The 25,139-nt window shown below is 60.6% G+C and carries 25 protein-coding genes; 19 read left to right on the top strand and 6 right to left on the bottom strand.

Annotation, left to right across the window (positions count from 1 at the left end; translation table 11 throughout):
* Positions 1 to 142 precede the first annotated feature (142 nt).
* The 8 genes from AAIH70_RS12525 to AAIH70_RS12560 all read left to right on the top strand — a co-directional run bounded on the left by AAIH70_RS12525 (position 143) and on the right by AAIH70_RS12560 (position 7,216).
* Positions 143 to 1,279 (top strand): ABC transporter ATP-binding protein, encoded by a 1,137-nt coding sequence (locus tag AAIH70_RS12525; RefSeq protein ID WP_207908263.1) that lies wholly within the window; start codon positions 143 to 145, stop codon positions 1,277 to 1,279.
* Positions 1,280 to 1,282: 3 nt separating this feature from the next.
* The gene (locus AAIH70_RS12530) at positions 1,283 to 2,173 is read left to right on the top strand and encodes an ABC transporter permease (protein WP_132275375.1); all 891 of its coding nucleotides are present in this window, start codon (positions 1,283 to 1,285) and stop codon (positions 2,171 to 2,173) included.
* 14 nt (positions 2,174 to 2,187) lie between these two features.
* Entirely contained in the window at positions 2,188 to 2,979 is a 792-nt protein-coding gene (locus AAIH70_RS12535) for an ABC transporter permease (RefSeq protein ID WP_132275372.1), read from the top strand.
* A gap of 26 nt (positions 2,980 to 3,005) precedes the next feature.
* Complete coding sequence (locus AAIH70_RS12540; RefSeq protein ID WP_132275369.1) at positions 3,006 to 3,740, top strand: HpcH/HpaI aldolase family protein; 735 nt, start codon at positions 3,006 to 3,008, stop codon at positions 3,738 to 3,740.
* 28 nt (positions 3,741 to 3,768) lie between these two features.
* Entirely contained in the window at positions 3,769 to 4,590 is an 822-nt protein-coding gene (locus tag AAIH70_RS12545; RefSeq protein ID WP_132275366.1) for a carbon-nitrogen hydrolase family protein, read from the top strand.
* An 11-nt stretch (positions 4,591 to 4,601) separates the two neighbouring features.
* A complete protein-coding gene (locus AAIH70_RS12550; protein ID WP_132275363.1) occupies positions 4,602 to 5,267 on the top strand; it encodes an RraA family protein in 666 nt (221 codons plus the stop codon).
* 204 nt (positions 5,268 to 5,471) lie between these two features.
* Positions 5,472 to 6,389, top strand: a complete 918-nt coding sequence (locus AAIH70_RS12555; protein ID WP_132275360.1) for a LysR family transcriptional regulator — start codon at positions 5,472 to 5,474, stop codon at positions 6,387 to 6,389.
* A gap of 35 nt (positions 6,390 to 6,424) precedes the next feature.
* Positions 6,425 to 7,216 carry an aldolase gene (locus AAIH70_RS12560; protein WP_132275357.1) on the top strand — a complete coding sequence of 264 codons (792 nt, stop codon included), beginning with the start codon at positions 6,425 to 6,427 and terminating at the stop codon, positions 7,214 to 7,216.
* A gap of 24 nt (positions 7,217 to 7,240) precedes the next feature.
* On the opposite strand, the gene AAIH70_RS12565 is transcribed toward AAIH70_RS12560, so the two are convergent.
* Positions 7,241 to 8,272 carry a Gfo/Idh/MocA family protein gene (locus AAIH70_RS12565; protein WP_132275355.1) on the bottom strand — a complete coding sequence of 344 codons (1,032 nt, stop codon included), beginning with the start codon at positions 8,270 to 8,272 and terminating at the stop codon, positions 7,241 to 7,243.
* A 326-nt stretch (positions 8,273 to 8,598) separates the two neighbouring features.
* Here AAIH70_RS12565 and AAIH70_RS12570 point away from each other — a divergent pair, with 326 nt between their 5' ends.
* From AAIH70_RS12570 to AAIH70_RS12590, 5 genes are all read left to right on the top strand, one after another.
* A complete protein-coding gene (locus tag AAIH70_RS12570; RefSeq protein WP_430034448.1) occupies positions 8,599 to 9,525 on the top strand; it encodes a TRAP transporter substrate-binding protein in 927 nt (308 codons plus the stop codon).
* A 118-nt stretch (positions 9,526 to 9,643) separates the two neighbouring features.
* Positions 9,644 to 10,258: a TRAP transporter small permease gene (locus AAIH70_RS12575; protein ID WP_132275349.1), complete on the top strand. Its 615-nt coding sequence runs from the start codon at positions 9,644 to 9,646 to the stop codon at positions 10,256 to 10,258.
* A 4-nt stretch (positions 10,259 to 10,262) separates the two neighbouring features.
* Positions 10,263 to 11,543, top strand: coding sequence for a TRAP transporter large permease (locus AAIH70_RS12580; RefSeq protein WP_132275346.1), 1,281 nt, complete (start codon positions 10,263 to 10,265; stop codon positions 11,541 to 11,543).
* A 10-nt stretch (positions 11,544 to 11,553) separates the two neighbouring features.
* Positions 11,554 to 12,336, top strand: coding sequence for a FadR/GntR family transcriptional regulator (locus tag AAIH70_RS12585; protein WP_165932044.1), 783 nt, complete (start codon positions 11,554 to 11,556; stop codon positions 12,334 to 12,336).
* Between the two features lie 102 nt (positions 12,337 to 12,438).
* A complete protein-coding gene (locus tag AAIH70_RS12590) occupies positions 12,439 to 13,206 on the top strand; it encodes an SDR family oxidoreductase (protein ID WP_132275343.1) in 768 nt (255 codons plus the stop codon).
* A gap of 24 nt (positions 13,207 to 13,230) precedes the next feature.
* Here AAIH70_RS12590 and AAIH70_RS12595 read toward each other — a convergent pair whose 3' ends face one another.
* From AAIH70_RS12595 to AAIH70_RS12615, 5 genes are read right to left on the bottom strand one after another with little or no spacing between them, the layout of a single operon-like run.
* Positions 13,231 to 13,647, bottom strand: coding sequence for a DUF2177 family protein (locus AAIH70_RS12595; protein ID WP_132275341.1), 417 nt, complete (start codon positions 13,645 to 13,647; stop codon positions 13,231 to 13,233).
* A gap of 31 nt (positions 13,648 to 13,678) precedes the next feature.
* Positions 13,679 to 14,050, bottom strand: a complete 372-nt coding sequence (locus tag AAIH70_RS12600) for a DUF2147 domain-containing protein (protein WP_132275338.1) — start codon at positions 14,048 to 14,050, stop codon at positions 13,679 to 13,681.
* A 25-nt stretch (positions 14,051 to 14,075) separates the two neighbouring features.
* A complete protein-coding gene (locus tag AAIH70_RS12605) occupies positions 14,076 to 15,308 on the bottom strand; it encodes an SAM-dependent methyltransferase (RefSeq protein ID WP_132275335.1) in 1,233 nt (410 codons plus the stop codon).
* A complete protein-coding gene (locus AAIH70_RS12610; protein WP_430034291.1) occupies positions 15,295 to 16,128 on the bottom strand; it encodes a DUF1365 domain-containing protein in 834 nt (277 codons plus the stop codon). Before AAIH70_RS12610 ends, AAIH70_RS12605 begins: the two co-directional genes overlap by 14 nt.
* Positions 16,125 to 17,507, bottom strand: coding sequence for an NAD(P)/FAD-dependent oxidoreductase (locus tag AAIH70_RS12615; protein ID WP_132275329.1), 1,383 nt, complete (start codon positions 17,505 to 17,507; stop codon positions 16,125 to 16,127). Before AAIH70_RS12615 ends, AAIH70_RS12610 begins: the two co-directional genes overlap by 4 nt.
* A 194-nt stretch (positions 17,508 to 17,701) precedes the next feature.
* On the opposite strand from AAIH70_RS12615, the gene AAIH70_RS12620 reads away from it, so the two are divergent.
* The 6 genes from AAIH70_RS12620 (at position 17,702) to AAIH70_RS12645 (ending at position 25,111) form a co-directional block, all read left to right on the top strand.
* On the top strand, positions 17,702 to 18,511 hold the full coding sequence (locus tag AAIH70_RS12620; RefSeq protein ID WP_132275326.1) for a DUF1295 domain-containing protein: 810 nt from the start codon (positions 17,702 to 17,704) through the stop codon (positions 18,509 to 18,511).
* Entirely contained in the window at positions 18,508 to 19,536 is a 1,029-nt protein-coding gene (locus AAIH70_RS12625; protein ID WP_132275323.1) for an SAM-dependent methyltransferase, read from the top strand. Before AAIH70_RS12620 ends, AAIH70_RS12625 begins: the two co-directional genes overlap by 4 nt.
* Before the next feature lie 175 nt (positions 19,537 to 19,711).
* A complete protein-coding gene (locus AAIH70_RS12630; protein ID WP_132275320.1) occupies positions 19,712 to 21,295 on the top strand; it encodes an ABC transporter substrate-binding protein in 1,584 nt (527 codons plus the stop codon).
* An 80-nt stretch (positions 21,296 to 21,375) separates the two neighbouring features.
* The gene (locus AAIH70_RS12635; RefSeq protein ID WP_132275317.1) at positions 21,376 to 22,356 is read left to right on the top strand and encodes an ABC transporter permease; all 981 of its coding nucleotides are present in this window, start codon (positions 21,376 to 21,378) and stop codon (positions 22,354 to 22,356) included.
* Positions 22,356 to 23,273 carry an ABC transporter permease gene (locus AAIH70_RS12640; RefSeq protein ID WP_132275314.1) on the top strand — a complete coding sequence of 306 codons (918 nt, stop codon included), beginning with the start codon at positions 22,356 to 22,358 and terminating at the stop codon, positions 23,271 to 23,273. Before AAIH70_RS12635 ends, AAIH70_RS12640 begins: the two co-directional genes overlap by 1 nt.
* A complete protein-coding gene (locus tag AAIH70_RS12645; RefSeq protein WP_132275905.1) occupies positions 23,273 to 25,111 on the top strand; it encodes an ABC transporter ATP-binding protein in 1,839 nt (612 codons plus the stop codon). Before AAIH70_RS12640 ends, AAIH70_RS12645 begins: the two co-directional genes overlap by 1 nt.
* The last annotated feature ends 28 nt before the right edge of the window (positions 25,112 to 25,139 follow it).

A 25,139-nucleotide genomic window follows, 5' to 3' on the forward strand; every position in this document is an offset into this window, starting at 1 on the left:
CTGAAAAGGCCCGGGCTCCGTCCCTTTCCAGAAAAATACCCAGCGGCACGCGCCCAGCGCGCGTGATCGAGCACGCACGCCATCGTGACGGGGCTTTGCTCCCGTTGCCCTCGACGACCTCAAATCCGCACATGGTGACGACATGCAAACTCAGGAACTGCGCCAGGAACCTCTGGCCGCCGAAACCAATCCCGGCGATCAGGCCTTTCTCAAGCTGAAAGGCATAACCAAGCGCTACGGCGCCGATTACATGGCTGTTGACGATCTCGACATCGATGTACCGAAGGGAAAGCTGCTTGGTTTGCTTGGTCCCTCCGGCTGCGGCAAAACCACGACGCTGCGCATGATCGCCGGCCTTCTGGATATCACCAAGGGCAAGATCACCATCGATGGTGACGACATTTCCCACAAGCCGCCGCACAAGCGCGATATCGGCCTCGTGTTCCAGAACTACGCGCTGTTCCCGCATATGACGGTGGCGCAGAACGTGGCCTTCGGTCTGGAAATGCGCGGCGTCAACCGCGTGGAAGCCCGCGACCGCGTGGAAGAAGCGCTCGAAATGGTGCGGCTGCCCGGTTACGGCGAGCGCAAGCCCAAGGAAATGTCCGGCGGCCAGCAGCAGCGCGTGGCGCTTGCCCGCGCTCTCGTCATCCGTCCTCGTCTTCTACTTCTCGACGAACCGCTGTCCAACCTCGACGCAAAACTGCGCGACGACATGCGCATTGAAATCCGCGAAATCCAGCAGCGCCTGCAGATCACCACCGTGTTCGTCACCCACGATCAGGTGGAAGCGCTGACCATGTGCGACCTCGTCGGCGTCATGCACAAGGGCAAGCTTGCCCAGCTCGGCACGCCGGAAGACATCTATGAGCGCCCGGCCGACCTGTTCGTCGCCGACTTCGTCGGTCGCACCAATGTTCTCGGTTGCGAGATCGAAGCACTTGACCGTGTACGCATCGGTGCTTCCGTTTACCCCTGCGACACCCGCGGCCTGACATCAGGCAAGGCGAAAGCCGCCATCCGCCCGCACCGTATCAGCCTGACGCCGAGCCGCGACCGCAGCCTCGTCAGCATGGCCACCAATGCTGCTCACGGGAAAGTCACACGCGTCACCTATATCGGCGACGTCGTGCAATACGACATCGATATCGGCGGCAATACGCTCACCACCGAAGTGCACACCGCCAGCGCCGGCCACAGTTTCCAGAGCGGTGAAAAGCTTCTCTGTGAGTGGAAGCCGCAGGACATGCAGGTTTTCGCCCAAGGTTCAGGGAGCTGAACCATGGCAGCGATCACCTCATCCGTCCCTCTTGCCGATGCGCCTCAAACTCGCCGAAAGTTTCCCTTTCTGCTGATTGCGCTGCTTCTGCCGATGGCGATCATCAATTTCATCGCCTTCGTCCTGCCGGTCGTCCGGCTGGGCATGATTTCCTTTATCGAAAGCCGCAGCGGCGGCGTGCTGACCAACAATTACACGCTGGAAAACTATGTCAGCTTCTTCACTGACAGTTTCAGTTTCGAACTGGTCGCCAACTCGCTGACCCTGGGCTTTGGCGTCACGCTGATCACGCTGTGCTGCGCTTATCCGATCGCGCTTTTCCTGCACCGGGTCTCGCCGAAATGGCGCAACATGCTGTTCGTCATCACCGTATCGCCGCTTCTCGTCAGCAGCGTCGTGCGCACCTATGGCTGGATGGTCATCCTCGGTGATCAGGGCGTGGTCAACGGCATCCTGATGTCGTCCGGCATTATCGACAGCCCGCTGCGCCTCACCAACAACACGCTCGGTGTCTTCATCGGCATGGTGGAAGTGCTGATCCCTTATATGGCGCTTTCGCTGATCGCCGGTTTTGGTCGTCTCGAAAACGTTTACGAGGAAGCCGCCGCATCGCTCGGCGCCAACCGCTGGACGCGGTTTCGCCGCGTGATCCTGCCGCTGACGGCACCCGGCATCGCACTCGGTTGCCTGCTCTGCTTCGTGCTCTCCATCAGCTCGTTCATCACTCCCAAGCTTCTGGGCGGCGGACGCGTGTTCCTGCTGGCGACCGAGATCTACGACCAGGCCGTCATCCAGCTGGAATGGCCGACGGCCGCGGCAATCTCCGTCATCGTGCTCATCATCTTCGGCCTTGCGCTCGCGGTCTATTCCCGCGTCGTCAAGCGCTTCGATTAAGGAGGAACCCTGACATGATCGGCCAATTGACCATTCCGTTCAGGCTCCTCGTCGCCTGCATCTATCTCTTCCTGCTCGCCCCCATCCTGATCGTGCTGCCCTTGTCCTTCAGCAATGACAGCTACATCACCTTCCCGCCGGAAAGCTGGGGCCTTCGCTGGTATGCCGCGATGTTCTCGCATGCCGGTTTTGCCCAGGCGCTGTGGATCAGTTTCGTCATCGCCATCACGGTGACGGTGCTGGGCCTTGCTGCCGGTGTGCCCGCCGCCTTCGCCATCCGCCGCCGCAAATTCATCGGTCGCGAATTCCTGCTTAACCTGTTCACGGCGCCTCTCCTTCTGCCGTCGATCGTGCTCGGCCTCGCCATTCTTCTGGTCTTCGTCCAGGCACGGCTGCTCGGCACTTATACGGGTCTGATCATCGCCCATCTGATCATCACCACTCCTTACGTGATCCGCATCATGCTGACGGCATTTTCCACGATACCGCCATCGGTGGAGGATGCAGCCACCATGCTCGGCGCGTCACCCTTCACGGTGGTCCGCCGCATCACCCTGCCGCTGATGATGCCGGGCTTCATCGCCAGCGCTGCCCTCTCCTTCCTTCTGTCCTTCGACGAAGTGGTGATCTCGCTGTTCATCACGGGCCCTCGCCTGCGCACCCTGCCGGTGGAAATCTTCGACTACGTCGAAAGCCAGACCGACCCGATGACGGCTGCCGTATCCGTCGTCCTCGTCGTCGCCACCCTTCTCATCATCTTTCTCATCGAACGCACGCTTGGCCTCTCGAAGACCATCGGCAAGTGACTGAAATTGCAATGGAGACTACTGAAATGGACAATATCGCGCTCTGGATGTCGCAGCCGCATTTCGGCTTTCTGGAAATCGCCAAGACCTGCGGCGTCAGCCAGCTCGTCATCGAGCTTGAGCACGGCACGTTCGATCTCGCCACGCTCGACCAGTTCCTGGCCTTTTCCAAGTCGCTCGGCATCCCGGCCCTGACCAAGGTGATCGCGCCGACCACCGAAGCCATCCAGCAGGCTCTCGACTTCGGGGCTGACGGCGTCATCCTGCCACACATTCTCGGTGTCGATCACGCCCGCGAAGTGACGAAAGCGGCCAAATATCCGCTGCTCGGCATCCGCTCCTATGCAGGTGGTCGCGTGTTCGGTTATTCCCGCCCGTCCTCCGATGCCTTTGAAAAGGAAAACAAGCGCACCAAGTGCTACGCGATGATCGAGACGGCCGAGAGCCTGGCCGATGTCGAAAAGATCATCGCACTCGACACGGTCGATGGTCTGTTCCCCGGCCCATCCGATCTGGCGCTCGCCTGCGGCCGCGGCGCCTACGCCTTCAACGATGAAGACCGTCGCGACCTTTCCCGCATCGCCAAGGCCGCCCGTGACGCCGGCAAGAAGTGGATCATGCCGGCCTGGACACCGGCCGAGCGCACATTCGCACTGGAGGAAGGCGCCGAAATGCTGGTCGTCGCCACCCAGAACATGGCGCTGCGCGCCGGCATCATGTCCACCATCAACGCACTCAAGCAGGAAAAGATCGTCGCCTGAGCGACATCGCAATTTGGAGGGATTACCCATGAAAATCAGCCTGATCCAGACCAACCCGCAGAAAGACCGCGACGCCAACCTGAAGATCACCCGTGATCTGATGGCGGAAGCCCTGAAGACCGATCAGCCGGACCTGATCGTCCTGCCGGAATACTTTGAAGTCTACGGCACGACGACCGAAGAAAAGCTGGCGCTGGCCGAACCCGCCGGCGGCGCCGCCTACACGATGGCGCAGGATTTTGCCCGCGAGAACAAGGTGTTTGTCCATGCCGGCACGATCATGGAAAAGGTCGAGGGCGAAAACCGCATCTACAACACCTCCTTCGTGTTCGACCGCGAAGGCAAGGAAGTTGCCGCCTATCGCAAGATCCACATGTTCGACATCGTTGCCCCGGATGGCACGGCCTACAAGGAATCCGCCACCGTCAAGCCGGGTGAGGACATCGTCACCTATGAGATCGACGGCATGAAGGTCGGTTGCGCCATCTGCTACGACATTCGTTTCTTCGAACTGTTCCTGCAGCTCGAAAAGGCCGGTTGCGACATCATCGTCCTGCCTGCCGCCTTCACGCTGCAGACCGGCAAGGACCATTGGGAAGTGCTGGCCCGCGCCCGCGCCATCGAGACCCAGACCTATTTCGTCGCATGCGGCCAGACCGGCAGCGTCACCGTCAACGGTGAAAAGCGCGCCTGCTACGGCCACTCGCTGGTCTGCGACCCGTGGGGCCACACGATCGCCCGCGCTTCCGATCCGGTCGGTTATGTCACCGCCCGCATCGACGCCAAGGAGATCAAGCGCGTGCGCAACCTCATCCCGATGACGCAGCATCGTCGCATCGCCTGCGCATAAGGAGCTTTATCATGTACGTCATCAAGGACATGCCCGAGCAGATCCCGCAGGAAGATCTAGATCTTCTCTCCGGTGTCGAAACGGCAACCGTCGGCCATTGGCGCCTGTTCGGTTTCATGGACAGGCAGATCCAGCCGCTGCTTCCCGGCCGCCGCGTTGTCGGCACCGCCGTGACGCTGGCGATCGCCGGCCCGGACTCGACGCTCCTGCACCACGCCACCGGCCAGTTGCGCCCCGGCGACATCCTCGTTGTCGACCGTCTCGGCGATGACAAATACGCCTGCTGGGGCGGCGGTGTTACCGTTGCGGCAAAAGCTGCCGGCGCGGTTGCCGGCATCGTCGATGGCCCCTGCACCGACCTCACGGAAATCCAGGATTCGGATTTCCCGATGTGGTCGCGCGGTCTCTCGCCAATCACCACACGGCTTTACGATCTCGGCGGTGGTTTCAACATTCCGGTCAGCTGCGGCGGTGCCGTGGTGATGCCGGGTGATGCCATCCTTGCCGACGAAAGCGGCGTGCTGGTCATCCCGCGTGATGAAGTGCGGGCCGTTTCCGAGGAAGCCCTGAAGCGCCAGGAAACCGGCAAGAAGCGCGAAGCCAGCGTACGTGACAAGGTGCAGAAGCTGGGTGACATGACCGGCGCGACCGCCAAGGTCCTGGCCAAGCTCGCTTGACACTGACGACCCAGGGTCCGGGCATCAGCCCGGACCTTATTTTTGCGATGAAACGCAAACTCAACCGACCCGCCGTTGCCATATCATCTTCACGGTGTAACGTGGCAGCAGGGAACATAGTCTGTGAAAAACAGCAGCTTACGACAATCTGGACGCGAATAATGCGCAGGATTGGTCGACAAAACGGTGAGGCGCGTTCACGCGATGAATATTCGTTTCCTTGAAACCGTGGTCTGGCTTGCGGAACTTCGAAGTTTTCGTGTCACCGCCGACCGCATGAACATCACTCCTGCCGCCATTTCCAACCGCATCTCGGCCATCGAGCAGGAACTCGGCATCCGCCTTTTCGAGCGTGACACCCGCGACGTGCACCTGACGCGCGAGGGCCGCTCCTTCGTTTCCGGTGCCCGCGATATCATCGCCCGCTACAATCGCCTTGTCGCCGATGTCGCGCCCCCTGAAACGGTGGAGGGCACGGTGCGCATCGGCCTCGTACCCTCCATGGCGCTGGCGATCCTTCCCGGCATCATGGAAACACTGAGGCAGCGGTTTCCGCGTGTACGTGTGTCCGTCACCACCGATGCGTCGCTCACCATCCTTTCCAAGCTGGAAAAGCGCGAACTCGACATCATTCTCGGTTTTCATGGCCCACAGGTGGAAAAATTCCGGGTCGTCGATCTCTGTACGCTCGGCATGTTCTGGATCGCCAACAGCGCCTTTCCCTCCGACGAGGAGGCGATGACCCGCGCCGACCTGATGCTGAACCCGATCATTTCCTATGAGGTGGGCACACAGGCCTACAAGCGCATGGTCGAATATCTGCCGACCAATTCGCTGGGTCAGGGTGTGGTGCATTATTCCAACTCGCTGGCAACGACGATCAGCATGGTCGCGGCCGGCATCGGCATTGCCGTTCTGCCGCCGATCGTCATTCAGAACGAGTTGCGGCTCGGCACGCTGAAAGTCTTGAACGTTCGCCATCCCTTTCCGGCAACCGACTATTTTGCCGTCTATCTCGACAATCCGTCGTCGCGACTTGCGCCACTGATCGCATCGATCGCATCGGATGTTTCTGCCGAATTCTGTTCCCTCTACGACAACGCACTCGCCGTTCACCGGTGACAAGAAATCCCCCCTTTAAGCAAAAGGAGAATGTCATGGCCCATGAATTGAAAAGCGTCTCCGCGGCCCCTTCTGTCCTGCGTCATGCCTCGCTTGAGAGCAACGCCATCCGCGAGGCGCGCATCGATCTCGCCGCCTCTTTCCGCATGGCGGCAAAACTCGGATTGCAGGAAGGCATCTGCAACCATTTTTCCGCGCTCCTGCCCGGCCATGACGACCTGTTTCTGGTGAACCCTTACGGTTGGGCATTCGCCGAAATCACCGCGTCGCAGCTTCTGGTTTGCGATTTCAACGGCAATGTCGTGGCCGGCAGCGGTAAGCCGGAGGCGACAGCCTTCTACATTCACGCCCAGCTTCACAAGACCCTGCCGCGCGCCACCGCCGCCTTCCATACCCATATGCCCTATGCAACGGCGCTTTCCATGCTGGAGGGAGAACCGCTGGTCTGGGCCGGGCAGACGGCGCTGAAATTTTACGGCCGCACGGCGATCGACGAGAACTACAATGGCCTGGCGCTCGACGATAACGAAGGCCTCCGCATTGCCCGCGCCATGGGCGATGCCGATATCGTATTCCTGAAAAACCACGGCGTGATGGTGCTTGGGCCGACCATCGCCGAAGCCTATGATGATCTCTATTATCTGGAACGTGCCGCCGAAGTGCAGTTGCTCGCCATGTCCACCGGCCGCCAGCTCAAGGCGGTGCCACCGGAGATTGCCCGGAAAACCTATCTGGAAATGCGCGAGGGCGATCCGGAAAGCGCACGCCTGCACATGGAAAGCATCCGCCGCCAGCTGATGCGCACCGAACCGGAATTCGCCGACTGAGATGGTGCAGGACGTGGGCGGCGATCAGAGCGTGACTGTCACGCCCTCATCTGCTGCCCGCAGGATGGCGTCGATCAGCCGGTGGGCTTTCAGCGCCTCCTCTCCCGAGGCCATCGGTTGGCGCTTTTGACGAAGTGCGTCGATAAACGCTCTGTGCAGCGCCAGATGATTTTTGTGCGAGAATGCCATCGGGTCATCGCCCGTTCCGCCCCCCTCAGCCCCATCATCAAGCGCGATCCTGCGGCCATCCATCAGCGCAATCACCCCGCTATCGCTGCTCAGCCGCGCCGAACCTTTCGTGCCGAGAATTTCGATCTCGTCGGGATAACCCGGATAGGCCGCGGTGGTGGCGCTGAGTGAGCCGATCGCACCGTTTTCAAAGCGCATGGCGGCATGCACGAGGTCCTCGGTTTCCATGCGGTGAACCGGGCTTGTCACGGCAAAGCCGCTGACCTGCACCGGCGAGCCGGCCAGCGTGATCATCTGGTCGATCGTGTGGATCGCCTGCGTCAACAACACGCCGCCGCCATCGCGCGCAATCGTGCCGCGTCCCGGCTCGTCGTAATAACTTTGCGGCCGCCAGTTGTTGAGGCGCATCGAGACAGAGATGATATCGCCCAAGGCACCCTCTGCCAGCAACCGGGCCGTTTCGATAAATGTCGGGCGAAAGCGGCGCTGGAACACCACGCCGAGCCTGACATTGGCCCTGTCGGCCACCGCGACGATCTGCTGCGACCGCTCGAATGTGACATCCAGCGGCTTTTCCAGCAGCACATGTTTGCCGGCGGCGGCGGCGCGCTGCACCAGTTCCAGATGCGTGTTGGGTGGCGTGAGAATGATGACGTAATCGATCGAGGCATCCTCGAAGATCGCATCGGCATTGTCCACCACCGGCAGGCCGAACCGCTCGGCAAAGGCCGCCCGCCGGGCCTCGCTGGGGCTGAATGCGGCGGCGACCTCAACCTCGTCCTTCAGGTCGAGCAGGCTCAGCGCATGCTGCGGCGAAGCCATGCCGAGACCGATGATGGCGGTGCGCAATTTGGTGGAACCGGACACAGACAACCTCCCCTTTGTCGCTTCAGTCAGTGCCTACACTATCGGCGCCGCAGTGCCCATGCGACCGAAAAGTCATCATACATCTGATACTTTTTGATATGTTGACATGATCAATTTTGCATTTTACCAATTGCATTCAACCGTAGGAGGAACGGCTGAAACAATCCACTGCTGATGCGTAAAGGCATCGCGACAGACAAGTCGCGATGGCGTCTGGTCGTGTGATTTTCCAAAAGCGCAACAGCGGACGCTCGTCCGCGATCTGGGAGGAGAAAATGTTGCATATTTCCAAATTGTTGTCCGGCGTGGCGCTCGCGTCGCTGCTGATGCTCGGAACGGCGGCGGCACAGACCGTGCTGAAATCGTCCGACACCCATCCCGATGGTTATCCGACCGTCGAAGGCGTCAAATATTTCGGCGAACTGATCAAGGAACGTACCGCCGGCCGTTATGGCGTCGAGGTTTACCACTCGGCGCAGCTGGGCGAGGAAAAGGACACGATCGAGCAGGTTCGCTCCGGCGTGATCGAACTCAACCGCGTGTCCATGGCGCCATTCAACGGTACCGTGAAGGAAACCATCGTTCCGGCTTTGCCCTACATTTTCCGCTCGGAAGAACACATGCACGCGGTGATGGACGGCCCGATCGGCGACCAGATCAAGGCGGCGTTCGAACCGGCAGGACTGGTGGCACTGGCCTTTTATGACGCCGGTTCACGCTCCTTCTACAATTCGAAAAAGCCGATCAAGACCGTGGCCGACATGAAAGGCCTGAAATTCCGCGTCATCCAGTCCGACATCTTTGTCGACATGACTGCGGCGCTTGGCGCAAACGCCACGCCGATGCCCTATGGCGAAGTCTATTCCTCGGTTGAAACCGGCGTCATCGACGGCGCGGAAAACAACTTTCCGAGCTATGACACCGCCAAGCATTTCGAAGTCGCCAAATTTCTCTCGCTCGATCAGCACACCATCCTGCCGGAAGTGTTCGTCATGAACAAGGCCGCCTTCGACAAGCTGACACCCGAGGATCAGGCTCTGTTCAAGCAGGCGGCAAAAGACAGCGTTGCCAAGCAGCGTGAGCTGTGGGCGAAAAAGACCGCAGAATCTCGTGCCACGGTCGAAAAGGCCGGGGCCCAGATCAACGAGGTCGAGAAGCAGGGCTTTATCGACGCGATGAAGCCGGTCTACGCTAAGCACGTCAAGGACGACGTGTTGAAAAAGCTCGTCGCCGACGTTCAGGCCGCCAAGTAAGTTTCAGCCCCACCCCGTCCTTCAGGCCGGGGTGGGATCGCCGTTTCCGAGAAATCCAAGACCCAAGGACCTTCGTCCAACCCTTCCGGCTGCCGGAAAGGTCAGGAGACGCTTACCCATGAATGCGCACTTAAGAACTGGCCTGCCCATTCTCACCAAACTCAACACGCTGGTGCTCTACCTTGCCGGTGTCGGGCTCGTCGTCATGACGGCGATCGTCGCCTGGCAGGTTTTCTGCCGCTACGTTCTCAACGATTCACCCAGCTGGACCGAACCCGGCGCGGTGATCCTGATGAGCTGGTTCATCTTTCTCGGTGCTGCCGTCGGCGTGCGCGAAAACAACCATATGGGTTTCGACGTCCTGCTTTACGTGCTGCCGACAGCCGCCAAGAAATGGCTGCGGATGATTTCCGACATCGTCATCTTCGCCTTCGGCATCGGCATGATCTGGTACGGCACCAGCCTGGTGCAGCTGACCATCGCCACCACCATGCCGGCGCTCGGCATATCCGGCGCATGGGATTACGTGCCGCTGATCGGCGGCGGTGTGCTGATCTCGCTGTTTTCGCTGGAACGCATCGTTGCCCGCCTCAGCGGCGCACCGATCGACGAAGTGCTGGACGAAATGGCACCACCGGAAATCGCAGTCGAACTCGAAAACATCGAAGACGTCCGCAAGGACGCGGCCGATGCGGCGCGCAGGAACGCAGCCGGCACGGCCAGGGGGGAATAGAAGAATGGAACTCTGGATCCTGTTCGGCAGCTTTACGCTGCTCATGCTGATCGGCACGCCGATCGCCTTTTGTCTCGGCGTTTCGAGCCTTGCCACCGTCATCTACATGGGCCTGCCGCCACTGGTGGTGTTCCAGCGCATGAACTCCGGCATGAGCGTGTTTTCCATGCTCGCCATTCCCTTCTTCATCTATTCCGGTGACCTGATGGTGCGCGGCGGCATTGCCGGCCGTATCGTCGCCTTTGCCGCTTCCATCGTCGGGCATCTTCGCGGCGGGTTGGGGCAGGTCAACATTCTGACCTCAACCCTGTTCGGCGGCATTTCCGGCTCGGCCGTGGCGGAAGCGGCAGCCGTTGGCGGGTTGATGATCCCGCAGATGAAGGCGCGTGGTTACGGCGCCGATTACGCAGTCAACGTCACCTCGATGGCAGCGCTGATTGCCCTGCTTCTGCCGCCCTCGCACAACATGATCATCTACTCGATCTCGGCCGGCGGCAAGATTTCCATCGCCGACCTGTTTACCGCCGGTGTCATTCCCGGCCTGCTGTTTGCCGCCGTGCTGATGGTGACCGCCTATTTCGTCGCCAGCAAACGCGGTTATCCGACCGAGCCGTTTCCGGGCCTGATGGTGGCGCTGCATCTTCTCGCCGTCGCCATTCCCGGCCTGCTGCTGATCGCCATCATTTTCGGCGGCGTGCGTTCCGGCATCTTCACAGCCACCGAAAGCTCCTGCATCGCCGTCATCTATGCGCTGCTGATCACCACGCTGGTTTATCGTCAGCTGAGCTGGAAGGATTTTGTGCATGCAACCATGGGCGCGGTGCGCACCACCGCCATGGTGCTGCTGATCATCGGCTGTGCCGCATCCTTCTCGTGGCTGATGGCTTTCCTGCGCGTGCCGGCGACGCTGGTCGTCTGGTTGCAGGCTCTGTCCGACAACCCGATCATGATCCTGCTTCTGCTCAACGTGATCATGCTGATCCTCGGCACGTTCATGGACATGGGCCCAACCATCATCATCACCACCCCGATCTTTCTGCCCATCGCCGTCGCTTATGGTGTCGATCCGGTGCATTTCGGCGTGATCATGATCCTCAACTACGGCATCGGCCTCAACACCCCGCCGGTGGGAGCCGTGCAGTTCGTCGCCTGCGCGGTCGGCAAGATATCCGTGTGGGAGGCCATGCGCTCGATCTGGCCATTCTATGGCGCCGGCCTCGTAGTGCTGCTGATGGTCACCTACATCCCGGCTCTGTCGCTGTGGCTGCCGAGCGTCTTCCGATAGGAGGATGGACATGCCTGCCACCCCTTCGGATATGCGTGTCGAGCGAAGACCAAAACTCTTCGAAAATGTTGCGCAGCAATTGCGCACACAAATTCTCGCCGGCGACTTCGGTGTCGGCGAGAGACTGCCGACGGAAACCCGCATGACCGAATTGTTCGGCGTCAGCCGCACTGTCGTGCGCGAGGCAGTCGCCTCGCTTGCCGGCGATGGCATGGTGGAGGTGCGGCACGGCGCCGGCGTGTTCGTGGTGGATCACCCGACGCTAAAGATCAGCGCGATCACCGCCGACATGGGCAACCGTATCAGCCGCGCCGTCAATGTACTGGAAGTGCGCATGGGCATCGAGATCGAAAGCGCCGGTCTTGCCGCCCAGCGCCGCAGCCCATCGCAGGAAGCGCGCATACAGGAGGCGTTTTTCGAGTTCGAGGCGCTACTGAAACAGGGCGAGCCGACCGGCAAGGCGGATTTTGCCTTTCACCGCGAGATCGCGGCTGCCACCAATAACGAGTTTTATGTCGAGATTCTCGATGCGCTGGGCGATCGCACCATTCCGTGTGATCGCAGTTCGCCATGGTATTCGGTGGAGGTTCTGTCGGCGGATTATCTGAACGGCCTGCAGCGCGAACATCTTGCCATCCTGCAGGCGATTTCGCTGGGCGATGCGGATGCCGCCCGCGATGCCATGCGCGCGCATCTGGTTGCGGCAAAGGACCGGTACCGCCAGCGACTGACCGGCCAGCAGGCGGATTATTTTCAGAACCGGGCCAGCTCCGACCAAAATCAGACATCCTGACAACGGCACCGTCCTTTCGCCTCGGCGCTTGACCTGAGCCGATCAACAGGCTGTCATCCGCGCGTCAACGCCATGAAATTTTTGAACCGGGAGAGTTCCTTGATGTCGTTTCCGCTGTTCGATCTGACGAGCAAAACCGCGCTGATCACCGGTTCCAGCCAGGGCATTGGTCTGGCGCTGGCGCGTGGGCTTGCCGAACATGGCGCCAGCGTCATTCTCAACGGCCGCGACGAAACCAAGCTCGATGCCGCGGTCAGACAGTTGGCCGATGACGGTTTTAACGCCCGAGCCGTCGCCTTCGACGCCACCGATCCCGCCTCGGTCGCGGCGGGCATCACGCGCATCGAAGCCGAGATCGGCGCAATCGACATCCTCATCAACAATGCCGGCATGCAGCATCGCGCGCCGCTGGAGGATTTTCCGATCGACAAGTGGCAACAGCTTCTGACCACCAATATTTCCAGCGTGTTTTACGTCGGCCAGGCGGTGGCCCGCCACATGATCGCCCGCGGTCACGGCAAGATCATCAACATCGCCTCGGTGCAGAGCGAACTGGCGCGGCCCGGCATCGCGCCCTACACGGCCACGAAAGGTGCGGTCAAAAATCTCACCAGGGGCATGTCCACCGATTGGGCCAAACACGGCCTGCAGGTCAATGCCATTGCTCCCGGCTACTTCAAGACGCCGCTCAATCAGGCGCTGGTCGACAATCCGGAATTTTCCGCCTGGCTGGAAAAGCGCACGCCGGCTGCCCGCTGGGGCAATGTCGATGAACTGGTCGGCGCCGCCGTGTTTCTGTCCGGTAAGGGCTCGTCATTCGTCAACGGGCACACGCTCTATGTCGATGGCGGCATCACCATCAGCCTCTGACGCCTGCGCGTTTCAGTCGACGTTTCAGCCCCCCGATCTCGCTTTCACGAACAGCGCGGCCCATGTTCCCGCACCCGCTGCGATGGCAGAAACGAACGTGCCCCAGATCAGGTCGGCCACCGTCAGAGCCGTAGACCAGTTTTTCAGCACGGCCTGGCTGGTCAGATCGTAGGTGGCGTAAGCGGTAAAGCCCAGAACTGCACCGTGGATGAGGCCGACCCAGACAGATTGGGCCAGAATCCCCGGACGCACCGCCAGAAAAGTCATGCCGGCAATGAAGATAATGTAGAACACGATCGCCGGTGCCAGCCGGAATTTCGGCGCCAGCATGTCGCCCATGACCGGCCGGTAGAGGCGATCGGCCATGACGCTGAGCCAGATAAAATCGACCACGACAAAAACGATCAGCGTGACGGCATAGGCGGTGGCATAGGTTTTCATGAAATACTCCTTTTGACCGGAAGCCGCCCGGTCAGTTGATCCTCGACCAGTCGACGCCCTTGCACAGAAGGCCGGCGACGATGCAGCCTTTCGTGGTCATCTTGTCGCCATTCACCGTCACCGTGATCTTGTAGGTCATGTCCCGTTGCGGATCGAAAGCAGTGCCGGAATAGATACCATCGCCACTCGGCTTGACGGACATGACGAGCTTGTCGCCCTTCTTTTCCTTAGGCGTACCGGGTTTGATCCAGGTGTTGACGGCGCAAATGTCCGATCCGCAGGGCGCCACGATCACCCGCGCATTGCCGTCACCCCTTGCCCATTCACCATCAACATCCGCCGCTTGGGAGGCGCCGGCAAAACCGAGAAAAATCAGCCCGGACAGGATGAGGTTGGATTTCATTTCGGATCTCCCCGGTGATCTGCCTTCAGGCGTGCTCGATCGTATAAAGCCCGACATTGATGCTTCCTTCCTCGAAACCGGCCTCGCAGTAGCAGAGGTAGTAGTGCCAGAGGCGGCGGAAGCGCTCGTCAAACCCCTGGCTGGCAATTGCCGGCCAACGCGCCTGAAAGCGGATGCGCCACTCAAGAAGCGTGCGGGCATAGGATTTGCCAAAATGCTCGACCTCGCGAAGTTTCAGGCCGGCAGCCGCAACTGCCGCCTCGAGCGCTTTGTCGGACGGCAGGAAACCGCCCGGAAAGACGTATTTCTGGATGAAATCGGCCTTGCCGCGATAGGCTTCATAACGCGCCTGCTCGATGGAAATGATCTGTAGGACCGCGCGGCCATCGGCCTTCATGCAGCGTTTCAGGGTCTCGAAATAACCCGGCCAGTAGGCTTCTCCCACCGCCTCGAACATTTCGATCGACACGATACGGTCGAACTGGCCCTGAACATCGCGGTAATCCTGCAAACGCAGGTCGACCTGTTGCGATTTGCCGTTCGCCGCAACGACATTTTGCGCCCAGCCCAGCTGTGACGGCGACAGTGTCAGGCCGACGACATTCGCATCAGCTTGGGCTGCCAGATCGAGGGCGAGCGCACCCCAGCCGCAGCCGATTTCCAGCACGCTTTCGCCGCCCTCAAGATCGAGCTTTTCGCGAATGCGATCGAGTTTTTTGCGCTGGGAGGCTTCCAGCGTTGCCGTGTCATCGTCGAATATGCCGGAGGAATAGAGCATCGAGCCGTCGAGCCATTCCTTGTAGAAATCGTTGCCGAGATCGTAATGCGCTTCGATATTGCGCCGGCTTCCGCGTTTGGTATTGGCATTCAGCATATGCCGGATGCGGTTGACGAGCCGCAGCGCGACATTGCCGTCGATCGCCGGTGCCAGCGCCTCGTCATTGCGGGCGGCCAGCCGGATCAGCGCCGTCAGATCCGGCGTCGTCCAGTCACCTTCGATAAATCCTTCCGCAAAACCGATATCACCGGCAGCAACGACCCGGCGGAGTGCCCGCCAGCGCCGCATGACGATGGTTGCCTCGGGCCCCGGCTCCGGGCCGATCTTCTCCACCACGGTGCCGGAGGGCAACACCACTTTCAGATGGCCATGGCGCAAATTGCGGATCAGTTTTTCTGCGACACGTCCGCCAAAGCCCAGCTTTGCGGTTTCTGACGGTGCGGAAAACATCACCTCGGAGAAATCGTCAGACTGGCTCATTCAGATCGACCTTTTTAGCAGATGCGTTGTGACTGGAGGCAATGGCGTGGATATGGGAAACGGGCATTTCAGGCGGCTTGGGACGAACGCGCAAACCCACGCCCTTCACCCAGATTTTCAGCGCTTCCCAATGGATGCCGCCGACAACACGCAGCGTCAGGAAGGGGATGGCGAAGAAGGCTTTCAACAGCGCGCCGTCGGTCAGTTCCGTTCGCTTGGCAAGATGCCGGGCCGTCAGCACCAGCCCCTTGTCGTCCCGTGTTTCGATGCGGATGGAAAGCTTGTCGGTGGGCGGCGAAACGCGAAATGTGTAGCGAAGGTCCATGTCCATGAAGGGCGAGACATAAAACGCCTTGTCGCAATGCTGGACGATCTCGTTGCCGGCGCCCTCCGCGACGGGGATCATGTAGCCATGGCGTTCGCCGAACGTGTTGTCGACTTCCCAGAGGATTGCCCGCAAGGCACCATCATTGCCGTAGCAGAAGAAGACGCTGAGCGGATTGAAAGCCCAGCCCAGCAGACGCGGCATGGTCAGGAGCCGGATCGGCCCGCCATCCGGCTGCAACCCGGCGGCGTTCATCGCCTCTTCCACCTGCGCCCTCAGATCCGAACCGGAACGATCACCCCGATCCTTGCGATAGAAGGAAAACAGATTGAACCGGTCGACCGAAAACACCTTCAGCCTCTGGTCGAGAACATTGAGTTCATCGAGATCGATCAGCAGCGAATAGATGCGATAGGCGAGCCTGTGCTCCTTCGGCTTCAGTCGCGCATGGGTGACGTGGCCGGGAAACAGTGCGGATTTTAATCCGGCGCTCATGCCGGCACCTCGGACAGACGCTGGCGCAGAGGCCTGGTCACCGGCTTGCGGACGATACGCGCGCTTTCCTGCTCCACCTGCCACGGACGGCCAACACCGCCCAGATCTTCGGCCACCGCGAGACCCGCCTGCAATCCATCCTCGTGGAAACCGGAGCCGAAATGCGCGCCGCAGAACCATGTGTTGCGCACGCCCTGCAGAGACCAGATTTCCTGCTGTGCCCGGTCCGTCTCAAGGTCGAAGATCGGATGTTCATAGACCTCGCGGCGAATCACCGTTTCCTCGCGCGGCTGCTGGCTTGGGTTGAGCGTCACGAATGTTGCCGGTGCCGAACCCAGCGGCTGCAGCCGGTTCATCCAATAGGTGATCGACGGCTGCTGCACGTCTTCGCCGGTTCTGACGCGCGTATCGGAGACATAATTCCAGCTGGACCATGCGGCGCGGCGTTTTGGCATCAGGCTGGTATCGCCGTGCAGAACGGCCTCATTGCGAGAATAACGGAAAGCACCGAGGATGCGTTTCTCGCGCTCGCTGGCATCCGCCAGCATGCGCAGCGCCTGATCCGCATGGGTGGCGATCACCACATCGTCGAACATGTGCAACTGACCGTGTACATCGCGGATTTCGACCTGTTGGTCTCCACGGCGGATTTGCACGACCGGCGTCGAGAGCCTGATCCTGTCGGCAAAATGTCGTGTGAGGCGGGAGACATATTCGCGGCTGCCGCCGTTCACCGTGCGCCAGATGGGACGGTTCCAAAGCTCCAGCAGTCCGTGATTGCAGCAGAACCGCACAAAGCTTGCCGCCGGATACTCGCCGACCTTGACCGCCGGCGTGGACCAGATGGCGGCCGCCATCGGATAAAGATGATCCTCGCGGAAACCGCGACCATAACCATTGCGGTTCAGGTAATCGTCGAGCGAAATGCCGCCCATGTTTTCGATATCGCGCGGCGCATTGCGATAGAAACGCAGAAGGTCCCGCATCATCGACCAGAAACGCGGGCTGACGATGTTGGAACGCTGCGCAAACAGGCCAAGGCCGGTGCCGCCGGAATATTCGAACGCCCCTTCGTTGAGCGATACGGCAAACGACATGCTGGAGGCGACTGTCGGAACAGCGAGCAGAGAGAAAAGCGCTGTCAGGTTGGGATAGGTGACTTCGTTATAAACGATGAAGCCGGTATCGACCGCGACCGGGCCGCCGGCACTTTCGAAAGCGACGGTGTTACTGTGGCCGCCGATCCGGTCGCCCGCCTCGAAAACGGTCACATCGTGATGCTGCGATAGCAGCCACGCGGCAGAAAGGCCGGAAATGCCGCTTCCCACCACGGCTATGTTCAATCGATCGCCGCCCGTTGCGCGCCCTTCAACTCTCATAGAATCCTCGCCGACTTACACTGCTACTCATGCTGCTTTGAAAGACTGACGAGGTCCGGTCGCAATAAGTTTCACGCAACCGTCTTTTGTCGGCTTGATGCAGATTTTTGTGCGACAACGCGAAACCAATTCAAGCCGTTCCGCGTACTTGCCTTGATGGCGCAAATAATGCGCACCCGAATGCAGGCGGCTCAATGGATAGTGTTCTTCTGATCGTGATCGCGCTCTGGCTGTCGCTGGCCATGGCTGGTGCCTGGGCCATACAGCGGTGGACGGGACGCAGCGGCTGGATCGACACGATCTGGTCTTTTGCGGTCGGTCTCGGCGGTGTGATTGCCGCCCTGTTCGCCAACGGAAATTTTGACCGGCGCATGGTCGTTCTGGTCGTCATATCCGCCTGGGCGCTGCGGCTTGGCAGCCATATCGGCGCACGCACGCGCGGTGATGATGAAGACCCGCGTTATGCCAAGCTGGCGGAAGAATGGGGTGACAGCGCCGCATTGCGGCTTTTCCTTTTTTTGCAGATCCAGGCACTGGCCGCATTCGTGCTGGTTCTTAGCGTCTATCTCGCCGCAACAAACGACGCGCCCTTTGCCAATGGCCTCGATATCGTCGCGATGATCATCGCTGCCGTCGCGCTTGGTGGCGAAGCACTGTCCGACTTTCAGCTCGCCCGTTTCCGCAAGACGCCACAGGCCAAAACCGAGGTTTGCGAGACCGGTTTCTGGCGCTATTCTCGGCATCCGAACTATTTTTTCGAATGGCTGTTCTGGTGCAGCTGGCTTCTGTTCGCCCTGCAGGGATCAGCCTGGAGCTGGCTCGCGGCTCTGGCGCCGCTGATGATGTACTGGTTGCTGGTGCATGTTTCCGGCATCCCGCCGCTTGAGCAACACATGCTGCGCTCGCGCGGCGAAAAATTCCGCGCCCTGCAGGCCCGCGTCAACGCCTTCTTTCCCGGCCCCCGCAAACCCGATCATGAACACCGTGAGGAGACACGCCCTTGAACATGCTGGCCTTCGCCATCAACGCCGCCGAGCGCGCGCCGCTTTCCGACAGCGTCACCCTTGCGGGCATCGACTTCCTCTGCGGCCGCACGAAACGGCGGCTCTCTGCCACGCCGGCATCGGCTGAACGTGCCTTTGCCGGAACGATGGGGCATTTTCCGATTGCCACGCATACCGACGAGGCAAACCGCCAGCATTACGAAGTGCCGGCCGAGTTCTTTTCATTGGCGTTGGGGCCGCAACGCAAATATTCCTGCTGCCTTTATCCGGCTGCCGATACCACGCTGAGCGAAGCGGAAACCCACGCGCTGGCCGAGACAGTCCAACATGCCGCGATCGAGGATGGCATGAACATTCTCGAACTTGGCTGTGGCTGGGGTTCGTTGTCGCTGTATCTGGCCCAGCACTTTCCGAATTCGCGCATCACGTCCGTGTCAAATTCCGCCTCGCAGCGCGCCTATATTCTCGGCCTTGCCCAGCAGCGCGGCCTCACCAACCTGACCGTGATCACCTGCGACATGAACGATTTTTCCGCAGAAGAGCGCTACGATCGTGTGGTTTCCGTGGAAATGTTCGAGCACATGTCGAACTGGCGTGATCTTCTGGCGCGGGTGCGCGGCTGGGTGAAGCCGGACGGCAAGCTGTTCCTCCACGTCTTCACCCACAAGACCCGCTCCTACCGCTTCGACCGCGACGATCCGGCCGACTGGATCGCCCATCATTTCTTCACCGGCGGCATCATGCCGGCACACGACCTGCCGCATCGGTTCGGCGACCTGTTTCAGGTCGAGGATGAATGGCGCTGGTCCGGCACTCATTACCAGCGCACCGCCATGGACTGGCTTGCCAATTTCGACCGGGAGATCGATCACATCCGTCCGATCTTCCGCCAGGTCTACGGCAAGGATGCCGTGCTGTGGCAGCGTCGCTGGCGGTTGTTCTTTCTGGCGACCGCTGGCCTTTTCGGTCACGACAATGGCGAGGTCTGGGGTGTCGGCCACTACCTGCTGACGCCATCAGGTTGAAGGCATTCCGGCGCCCAAAAGATTTTCACTCGGCTACAAATTAGTCAGAAACCACATTTTTCGAGGGATGACCGGCCGACAAAGCCGGTCATCCCGCACTTGGCACACCCTTTGCATTTGACCATTCTGACCGTTTTGACGGTTTTGTGGTTCAAAAAAGCAATAGGGGAACACAATGCGCTCAGACCTCAACCGCCGCCGTTTCCTGCAGGGAGCCGCAGGCGCTGCTGCCACCGCCGGCTACATGCAGATCAATCCCGATTTCTTCTTCTCCTCCGCTTATGCCCAAAGCGGAAAGACGATGACCTTCCTTTCGGCAGAAAACATCACGGGCAACTGGGACCCGACCGCCCACACGACGCTTTCGCAGAAGAATATCGAAGGTTTCGTGATGGGTTTCCTCACCCGCACGCCGATGAAGCTCGATAATCCGGGCGAGGTCGTTTACGAGCTTGCCACCGACATCAAGCTGCTCGATCCGAACCGCCTGCAGATCAAGCTGCGCGAAGGCATCGTTTTCCATGATGGCAAGCCGTTCAAGGCCGAGGACGTCAAGGCGACCTTCGAATACGGCGCCCAGGCAGATCGCCCGGCGCAGTGGTATCCCGGCCCGACGGAAACGCTGACCATCGAGACGCCGGACGATTACACCGTCATCGTCGACACATCCAAGGGCGGTTATCCCGCTCACCTGTTCATGTTCCTTGCCTCCTTCCTGCCGATCATGTCGGCAAAGGACATTGCCGGCGGCCCCGGCGGCCCGCTATCGCAGCGCCTCAACGGGACAGGTCCGTTCAAGTTCGTCGCCCAGCGCGGCAATGACACGGTGATGGAAGCCTTCGACGGCTATTTCAAAGGCAAGCCGGCCATTCCCGCCATCAACTTCACCTTCACCGGCGATTCCACCACCCGCATGCTGTCGCTGATGAACGGCCAGGCTTCGATCGTCGAGCGCCTTGAGCCGGAACAGGTGGATACCGTGAAGGGCAATCCGGCGATCTTCGTCAACGAAGTCGTTTCGGTCGAGAACAAATATCTGTGGTTCCGCTGCTCGAAGGAACCCTTCAACGACCAGCGTCTGCGCATGGCCGCATGCCACGCCATCGACCGCGACATGCTGCTCGAAGTGCTCGGCTCGGCCGGACACGCGTCTTCGAACTTCGTCTCGCCGGTCAAGTTCGGCTACGTCGATCTCGAAAACTATCCGAAATACGATCCGGAAAAATGCCAGGCGCTGCTCGCCGAGGCCGGTTTTCCGAAGGGTGAAGGCCTGCCGCCGCTGGAATACATCACCTCGGTCGGTTTCTACCCGAAGACCAAGGAATATGGCGAGATCATCACCGCCATGCTCAATGAGCAGGGTTTCAATGTCAGCCTGACCGTGCTTGAGCCGGCAGCCTGGAACGAGCGGCTTTACCACCGCCCCGGCGGTGGCCCTGGCCACATGGTGGATTGCGGCTGGTCGACCGCGTCTCCCGAACCGGACCTGATCCTGCGCACCCACTTCCACTCCTCCTCGCACCGCATCTGCGGCATCGAGGACAAGGATATCGACGCCAGCCTCGACAAGGAGCGCAGCGCACCGACGCTGGAGGAGCGCCAGAAGATCCTGCAGACCGAAACCATGCCGCTCATCGCCTCCAAGATGCCGGCCCTTTCGCTGTTCACTTCGGTGATGATCCACGCCATGCAGAAGGATTTCGAGGGCATGTACATCTTCCCCGATGGGTCGATGGATGCCTCGAAGGCCGCTGCCTGACGTGATCACCCGCGCGCCGCCTCACCCCAACCGGGCGGCGCGCGGATCTTCTACCGACGTTTCGAAGCGGAGTATGTGCGATGTTTGCCGTCAATTTCCTGATGCGGCGCCTGATGCAGGGTGTCGTCATCATCTTCTTGGTATCGCTGCTGATCTTCACGCTGCTGCGTGTCGTGCCCGGTGATCCGGTTCGCCTGATGGCGGGCGGCATGGCGCCCGAGGCGCTGATCGAGAAGATCGCCACCGACATGGGCCTGCGCGACCCGATCCTGGTGCAGTTCGGCCGTTACATGGGCGGCGTCGTGCAGGGCGATCTCGGCCAGTCGTTCGTGCGGCCCGCCAATGGCGCGGCCACCGGCGGCTCAAGCTTCAACGACAGCACACGCGGCGAACGCGCAAAAGTCTTCGACCTGATTTTCGAAGCCCTGCCTATGACATTGCAGCTTGCTGCCGTGACTCTGGTAATCGCGCTGATCTTTTCCGCAATCGTCGGCATTGCCGGGGGCCTTGCGATCGGCAGATGGCCGGACAAGCTCGCCTTCTACATATCGTCGATCTTCATTTCACTGCCGAATTTCTGGCTCGGCATCGTTCTGGCGCTATTGTTTTCCGTCAAGCTCGGCTGGCTGCCGGCGATCGGCTACAAGGGCTTTGCCTATACGATCCTGCCGGCGATTGTGCTCGCCGTCGAACTGTCGCCGGTGCTGATCCGCACGCTGGTCAGCTCCGTGTCCGGGCAGATGATGGAATCCTACGTCTCGGTCGGCCGCGTGCGTGGTCTCAGCCGCCAGCGGATCATTGCCAACCACGCGCTGCGCAATGCCTCCGTGCCGCTTCTCAACCTGCTCGGCGTGCAGTTCTCCAGCCTGCTCGGCGGCGTCATCATCGTCGAATACATTTTTGACTACCCCGGCCTCGGTCTTCTGACCATCAACGCTGTCCTGCAGCGCGATTTCCCGCTGATCCAGGGCATCGCCATCGTCACCAGCGCCATTTTCGTCCTGATCAACATCATCGTCGATCTCGCCGCAACCACCATCGATCCGAGGCTCGAATACTGATGTCCATGACTTCCGCACTCGATACGCCCCTGCCGAAAAAGACGGTGCCACGCTCCATTCCGCGCCGCATTTTCGATCGTGCCGCTGCCACACCCGGCTTCCGCATCGGCCTCGGCATCTTCATGCTGCTGGTGCTTGCCGCCGCACTCTATCCGGAGATCAGCGGTATCGATCCGACCAAGATGGATGTGCGCGCACGCCTGCTGCCGCCGCTTTTTGCCGGCGACAACTGGAGTTTTGCGCATCCGCTCGGCACCGACCAGATCGGCCGCGACATGCTGGTCCGCTCGCTCGTCGGGCTGCGTTATTCCTTCCTGATCGGCATTGCCTCCGTCGCCGTCACGCTCGTCATCGGCTGCGCGCTCGGCACCATTGCCGGCTATTTCGGTGGCCGCACCGACACGCTGATCATGCGCCTTACCGATGCGCAGCTGTCGATCCCGATGATCATTCTGGCCATCGCCGTCCTCGGCGTGTCGCGCCCCACCATTCCCGCCATCGTGCTGGTGCTCGGCATGTCCAGCTGGCCGGTCTATGCCCGTATCATGCGCAGCATCGTGATGACCGAGCGGCAGCGCGAATATGTGCGGGCCGCAAAGCTCGGCGGCTCGACCGATATCCGCATCATCGTCGGCCTGCTTCTGCCGCTGCTGCTGCCGCCGGTGATCTTTACCTCGGTGCTCGATGTGGCCCGCATGATGATCTTCGAATCCACTCTCGGCTTCCTCGGTCTCGGCGTGCAGCCGCCGACGCCGACCTTCGGCAACATCATCGCCGATGGTCGCAAATACCTGCTGAATGCCTGGTGGATCGCCACCATGCCCGGCATTTTTCTCGGCCTGACCCTCACCAGCATCAACCTCATCGGCGCCTCGCTCGAACGTGCCCGCAACACCATTCACGGAGGGTCCGAATGATGAACCAGCCGCTTCTCGAACTGAAGAATGTCAGCGTCACCGCCGGCCGTTCCGATAACGCCAAGGTCGTGCTCGACAACCTGTCCTTCCAGCTTGCACCGCGCGAAATCGTCGGCGTGGTCGGGGCCAGTGGTGCCGGCAAGACGGTGCTGTCCAAAACGGTTGTCAACTGGCTGGATGCACCGCTGCATCTGCGCTCCGGTTCCGTGCTGTTCGAAGGCAAAGACATTTACCAGCTCGGCGAAGGCGACATGCGCACATTGCGCCGCCGTGTGGCCTATGTCGGCGCCAACCCGATGGGCGCGCTCGACCCGACACTGCCGGTCGGTGCCCAGATCGTCGAAAAACTGCGCGCCGTCGTGCCGGGCACCGCGCGTCAGGAGGCGGAAAAACGCACGATCGAACTGCTGGAAGCCGTGCGCATTCCGTCTGCCCGCAGCCGCTTCCACGATTACCCGTCACAGTTTTCCGGCGGCATGATGCAGCGTGCGTTGATCGTCGATGCGCTGGTGACCAACCCAGCCCTGCTGATCGCCGACAATGTCACCCAGCCGCTCGACGTTACCGTCGCTGCCCAGGTCATCCGGCTGATGAAGGAGCTGACGCAACAATTCGACACCGCCGTGCTGTTCGTTTCCTCCTCGCTGCCCGTCGCCCGGGAAGCCTGCAGCCGCATTCTGGTGATGGAACAGGGCCGCATCGTCGAGGAACAGGAAACCGAGCAGCTGATCGCCTCTCCCGCTTACGCCTATACGCGGGATCTCGTTGCCCAGACCCCAAAAATCTGGATGGAAAAGACCGAGATGCCGCGTCTCAACGAGAAGCGCGACGTGGTGCTCAGCCTGCGCGACGCCTCGCAGATCTACAAGGTCAAGAAGAAGACCGGTTTCGGCGGCTTCAATCAGGTCCGCGCCGTGCGCAACGTCACCTTCGACGTGCATCGCGGCGACAGCTTTGCCATTGTCGGCGAATCCGGTTGCGGCAAGTCCACACTGATGCGCCTGCTGAGCCGGCTGGAACTGCCAAGCTCGGGACAGGTCCTGTGCGGGGAAGACGACATTTCACGTCTTTCCGGCGGCAATCTTCTGGCATTCCGCAAGAAACTGCAGATGGTGCTGCAGGACCCCTTCGGTTCGCTGCCACCGCGCACCGCCATCGGCAAGATGCTGGAAGGACCTTTGCGCACGCATGGCTGGAAGGACAGCGGCAAGATCCGCGAGCGGGTTCTGAAAGTCATGGATGAAGTGGGCCTTGCCGCCGAGCTTTACGAGGAACTGCCGCATGGGCTCAGTGCCGGTCAGCGACAACGCATCAACGTGGCGCGGGCGCTGGTGCTGGAACCGGAAATCCTCATCATGGACGAGACGCTGTCGGCGCTAGACCAGACCGAACAGTTCAAGCTGCTCGACCTGTTCCAGAAGCTGCAGAAAGAATACGACCTCACCTACATCTTCATCTCCCACGATCTCGCGATGGTGCGGAAGGTCTGCAACCGCGTGGCGGTGATGTATCTCGGCGAGGTGTTCGAACTGGCGGAAAACGAGCGCCTGTTCTTCGATCCGGGTCACCCCTATACGATGGCGCTTCTGAGCGCCATGCCGACGCTGGAGACACGCCGTTACCAGCCGGAAGACTGCCTGCTGGAAGGCGAGCCGCCAAGCCCGATCGATATCCCGCCCGGTTGCAGCTTCAAGTCGCGTTGTCCGCGTGCCATGGACAAATGTTCGAGCATCCACCCAAGCCTGACGGTGCGCGGCAATCAGGATTTTGCCGCCTGTCATCTGGTGACGCCGGTGCTGACGACCATCGCCGGCGGCAGGCAGGCAGTGGCGCATTAAAGGCGCGAGGTCGGCCGTCTTGGGACTG

It is taken from the genome of Neorhizobium sp. BT27B (genome assembly GCF_050455485.1).
Classification (GTDB): Bacteria; Pseudomonadota; Alphaproteobacteria; order Rhizobiales; family Rhizobiaceae; genus Neorhizobium.

Bases quoted from the DNA above. Each gene is read 5' to 3' on its own strand.
- AAIH70_RS12630 (WP_132275320.1), top strand. From the start codon at position 19,712: ATGCGCTCAGACCTCAACCGCCGCCGTTTCCTGCAGGGAGCCGCAGGC.
- AAIH70_RS12590 (WP_132275343.1), top strand. From the start codon at position 12,439: ATGTCGTTTCCGCTGTTCGATCTGACGAGCAAAACCGCGCTGATCACC.
- AAIH70_RS12545 (WP_132275366.1), top strand. From the start codon at position 3,769: ATGAAAATCAGCCTGATCCAGACCAACCCGCAGAAAGACCGCGACGCC.
- AAIH70_RS12600 (WP_132275338.1), bottom strand. From the start codon at position 14,050: ATGAAATCCAACCTCATCCTGTCCGGGCTGATTTTTCTCGGTTTTGCC.
- AAIH70_RS12645 (WP_132275905.1), top strand. From the start codon at position 23,273: ATGAACCAGCCGCTTCTCGAACTGAAGAATGTCAGCGTCACCGCCGGC.
- AAIH70_RS12570 (WP_430034448.1), top strand. From the start codon at position 8,599: ATGCTCGGAACGGCGGCGGCACAGACCGTGCTGAAATCGTCCGACACC.
- AAIH70_RS12535 (WP_132275372.1), top strand. From the start codon at position 2,188: ATGATCGGCCAATTGACCATTCCGTTCAGGCTCCTCGTCGCCTGCATC.
- AAIH70_RS12620 (WP_132275326.1), top strand. From the start codon at position 17,702: ATGGATAGTGTTCTTCTGATCGTGATCGCGCTCTGGCTGTCGCTGGCC.
- AAIH70_RS12560 (WP_132275357.1), top strand. From the start codon at position 6,425: ATGGCCCATGAATTGAAAAGCGTCTCCGCGGCCCCTTCTGTCCTGCGT.
- AAIH70_RS12525 (WP_207908263.1), top strand. From the start codon at position 143: ATGCAAACTCAGGAACTGCGCCAGGAACCTCTGGCCGCCGAAACCAAT.
- AAIH70_RS12550 (WP_132275363.1), top strand. From the start codon at position 4,602: ATGTACGTCATCAAGGACATGCCCGAGCAGATCCCGCAGGAAGATCTA.
- AAIH70_RS12575 (WP_132275349.1), top strand. From the start codon at position 9,644: ATGAATGCGCACTTAAGAACTGGCCTGCCCATTCTCACCAAACTCAAC.
- AAIH70_RS12585 (WP_165932044.1), top strand. From the start codon at position 11,554: ATGCCTGCCACCCCTTCGGATATGCGTGTCGAGCGAAGACCAAAACTC.
- AAIH70_RS12605 (WP_132275335.1), bottom strand. From the start codon at position 15,308: ATGAGCCAGTCTGACGATTTCTCCGAGGTGATGTTTTCCGCACCGTCA.
- AAIH70_RS12640 (WP_132275314.1), top strand. From the start codon at position 22,356: ATGTCCATGACTTCCGCACTCGATACGCCCCTGCCGAAAAAGACGGTG.
- AAIH70_RS12580 (WP_132275346.1), top strand. From the start codon at position 10,263: ATGGAACTCTGGATCCTGTTCGGCAGCTTTACGCTGCTCATGCTGATC.
- AAIH70_RS12615 (WP_132275329.1), bottom strand. From the start codon at position 17,507: ATGAGAGTTGAAGGGCGCGCAACGGGCGGCGATCGATTGAACATAGCC.
- AAIH70_RS12555 (WP_132275360.1), top strand. From the start codon at position 5,472: ATGAATATTCGTTTCCTTGAAACCGTGGTCTGGCTTGCGGAACTTCGA.
- AAIH70_RS12595 (WP_132275341.1), bottom strand. From the start codon at position 13,647: ATGAAAACCTATGCCACCGCCTATGCCGTCACGCTGATCGTTTTTGTC.
- AAIH70_RS12610 (WP_430034291.1), bottom strand. From the start codon at position 16,128: ATGAGCGCCGGATTAAAATCCGCACTGTTTCCCGGCCACGTCACCCAT.
- AAIH70_RS12635 (WP_132275317.1), top strand. From the start codon at position 21,376: ATGTTTGCCGTCAATTTCCTGATGCGGCGCCTGATGCAGGGTGTCGTC.
- AAIH70_RS12540 (WP_132275369.1), top strand. From the start codon at position 3,006: ATGGACAATATCGCGCTCTGGATGTCGCAGCCGCATTTCGGCTTTCTG.
- AAIH70_RS12530 (WP_132275375.1), top strand. From the start codon at position 1,283: ATGGCAGCGATCACCTCATCCGTCCCTCTTGCCGATGCGCCTCAAACT.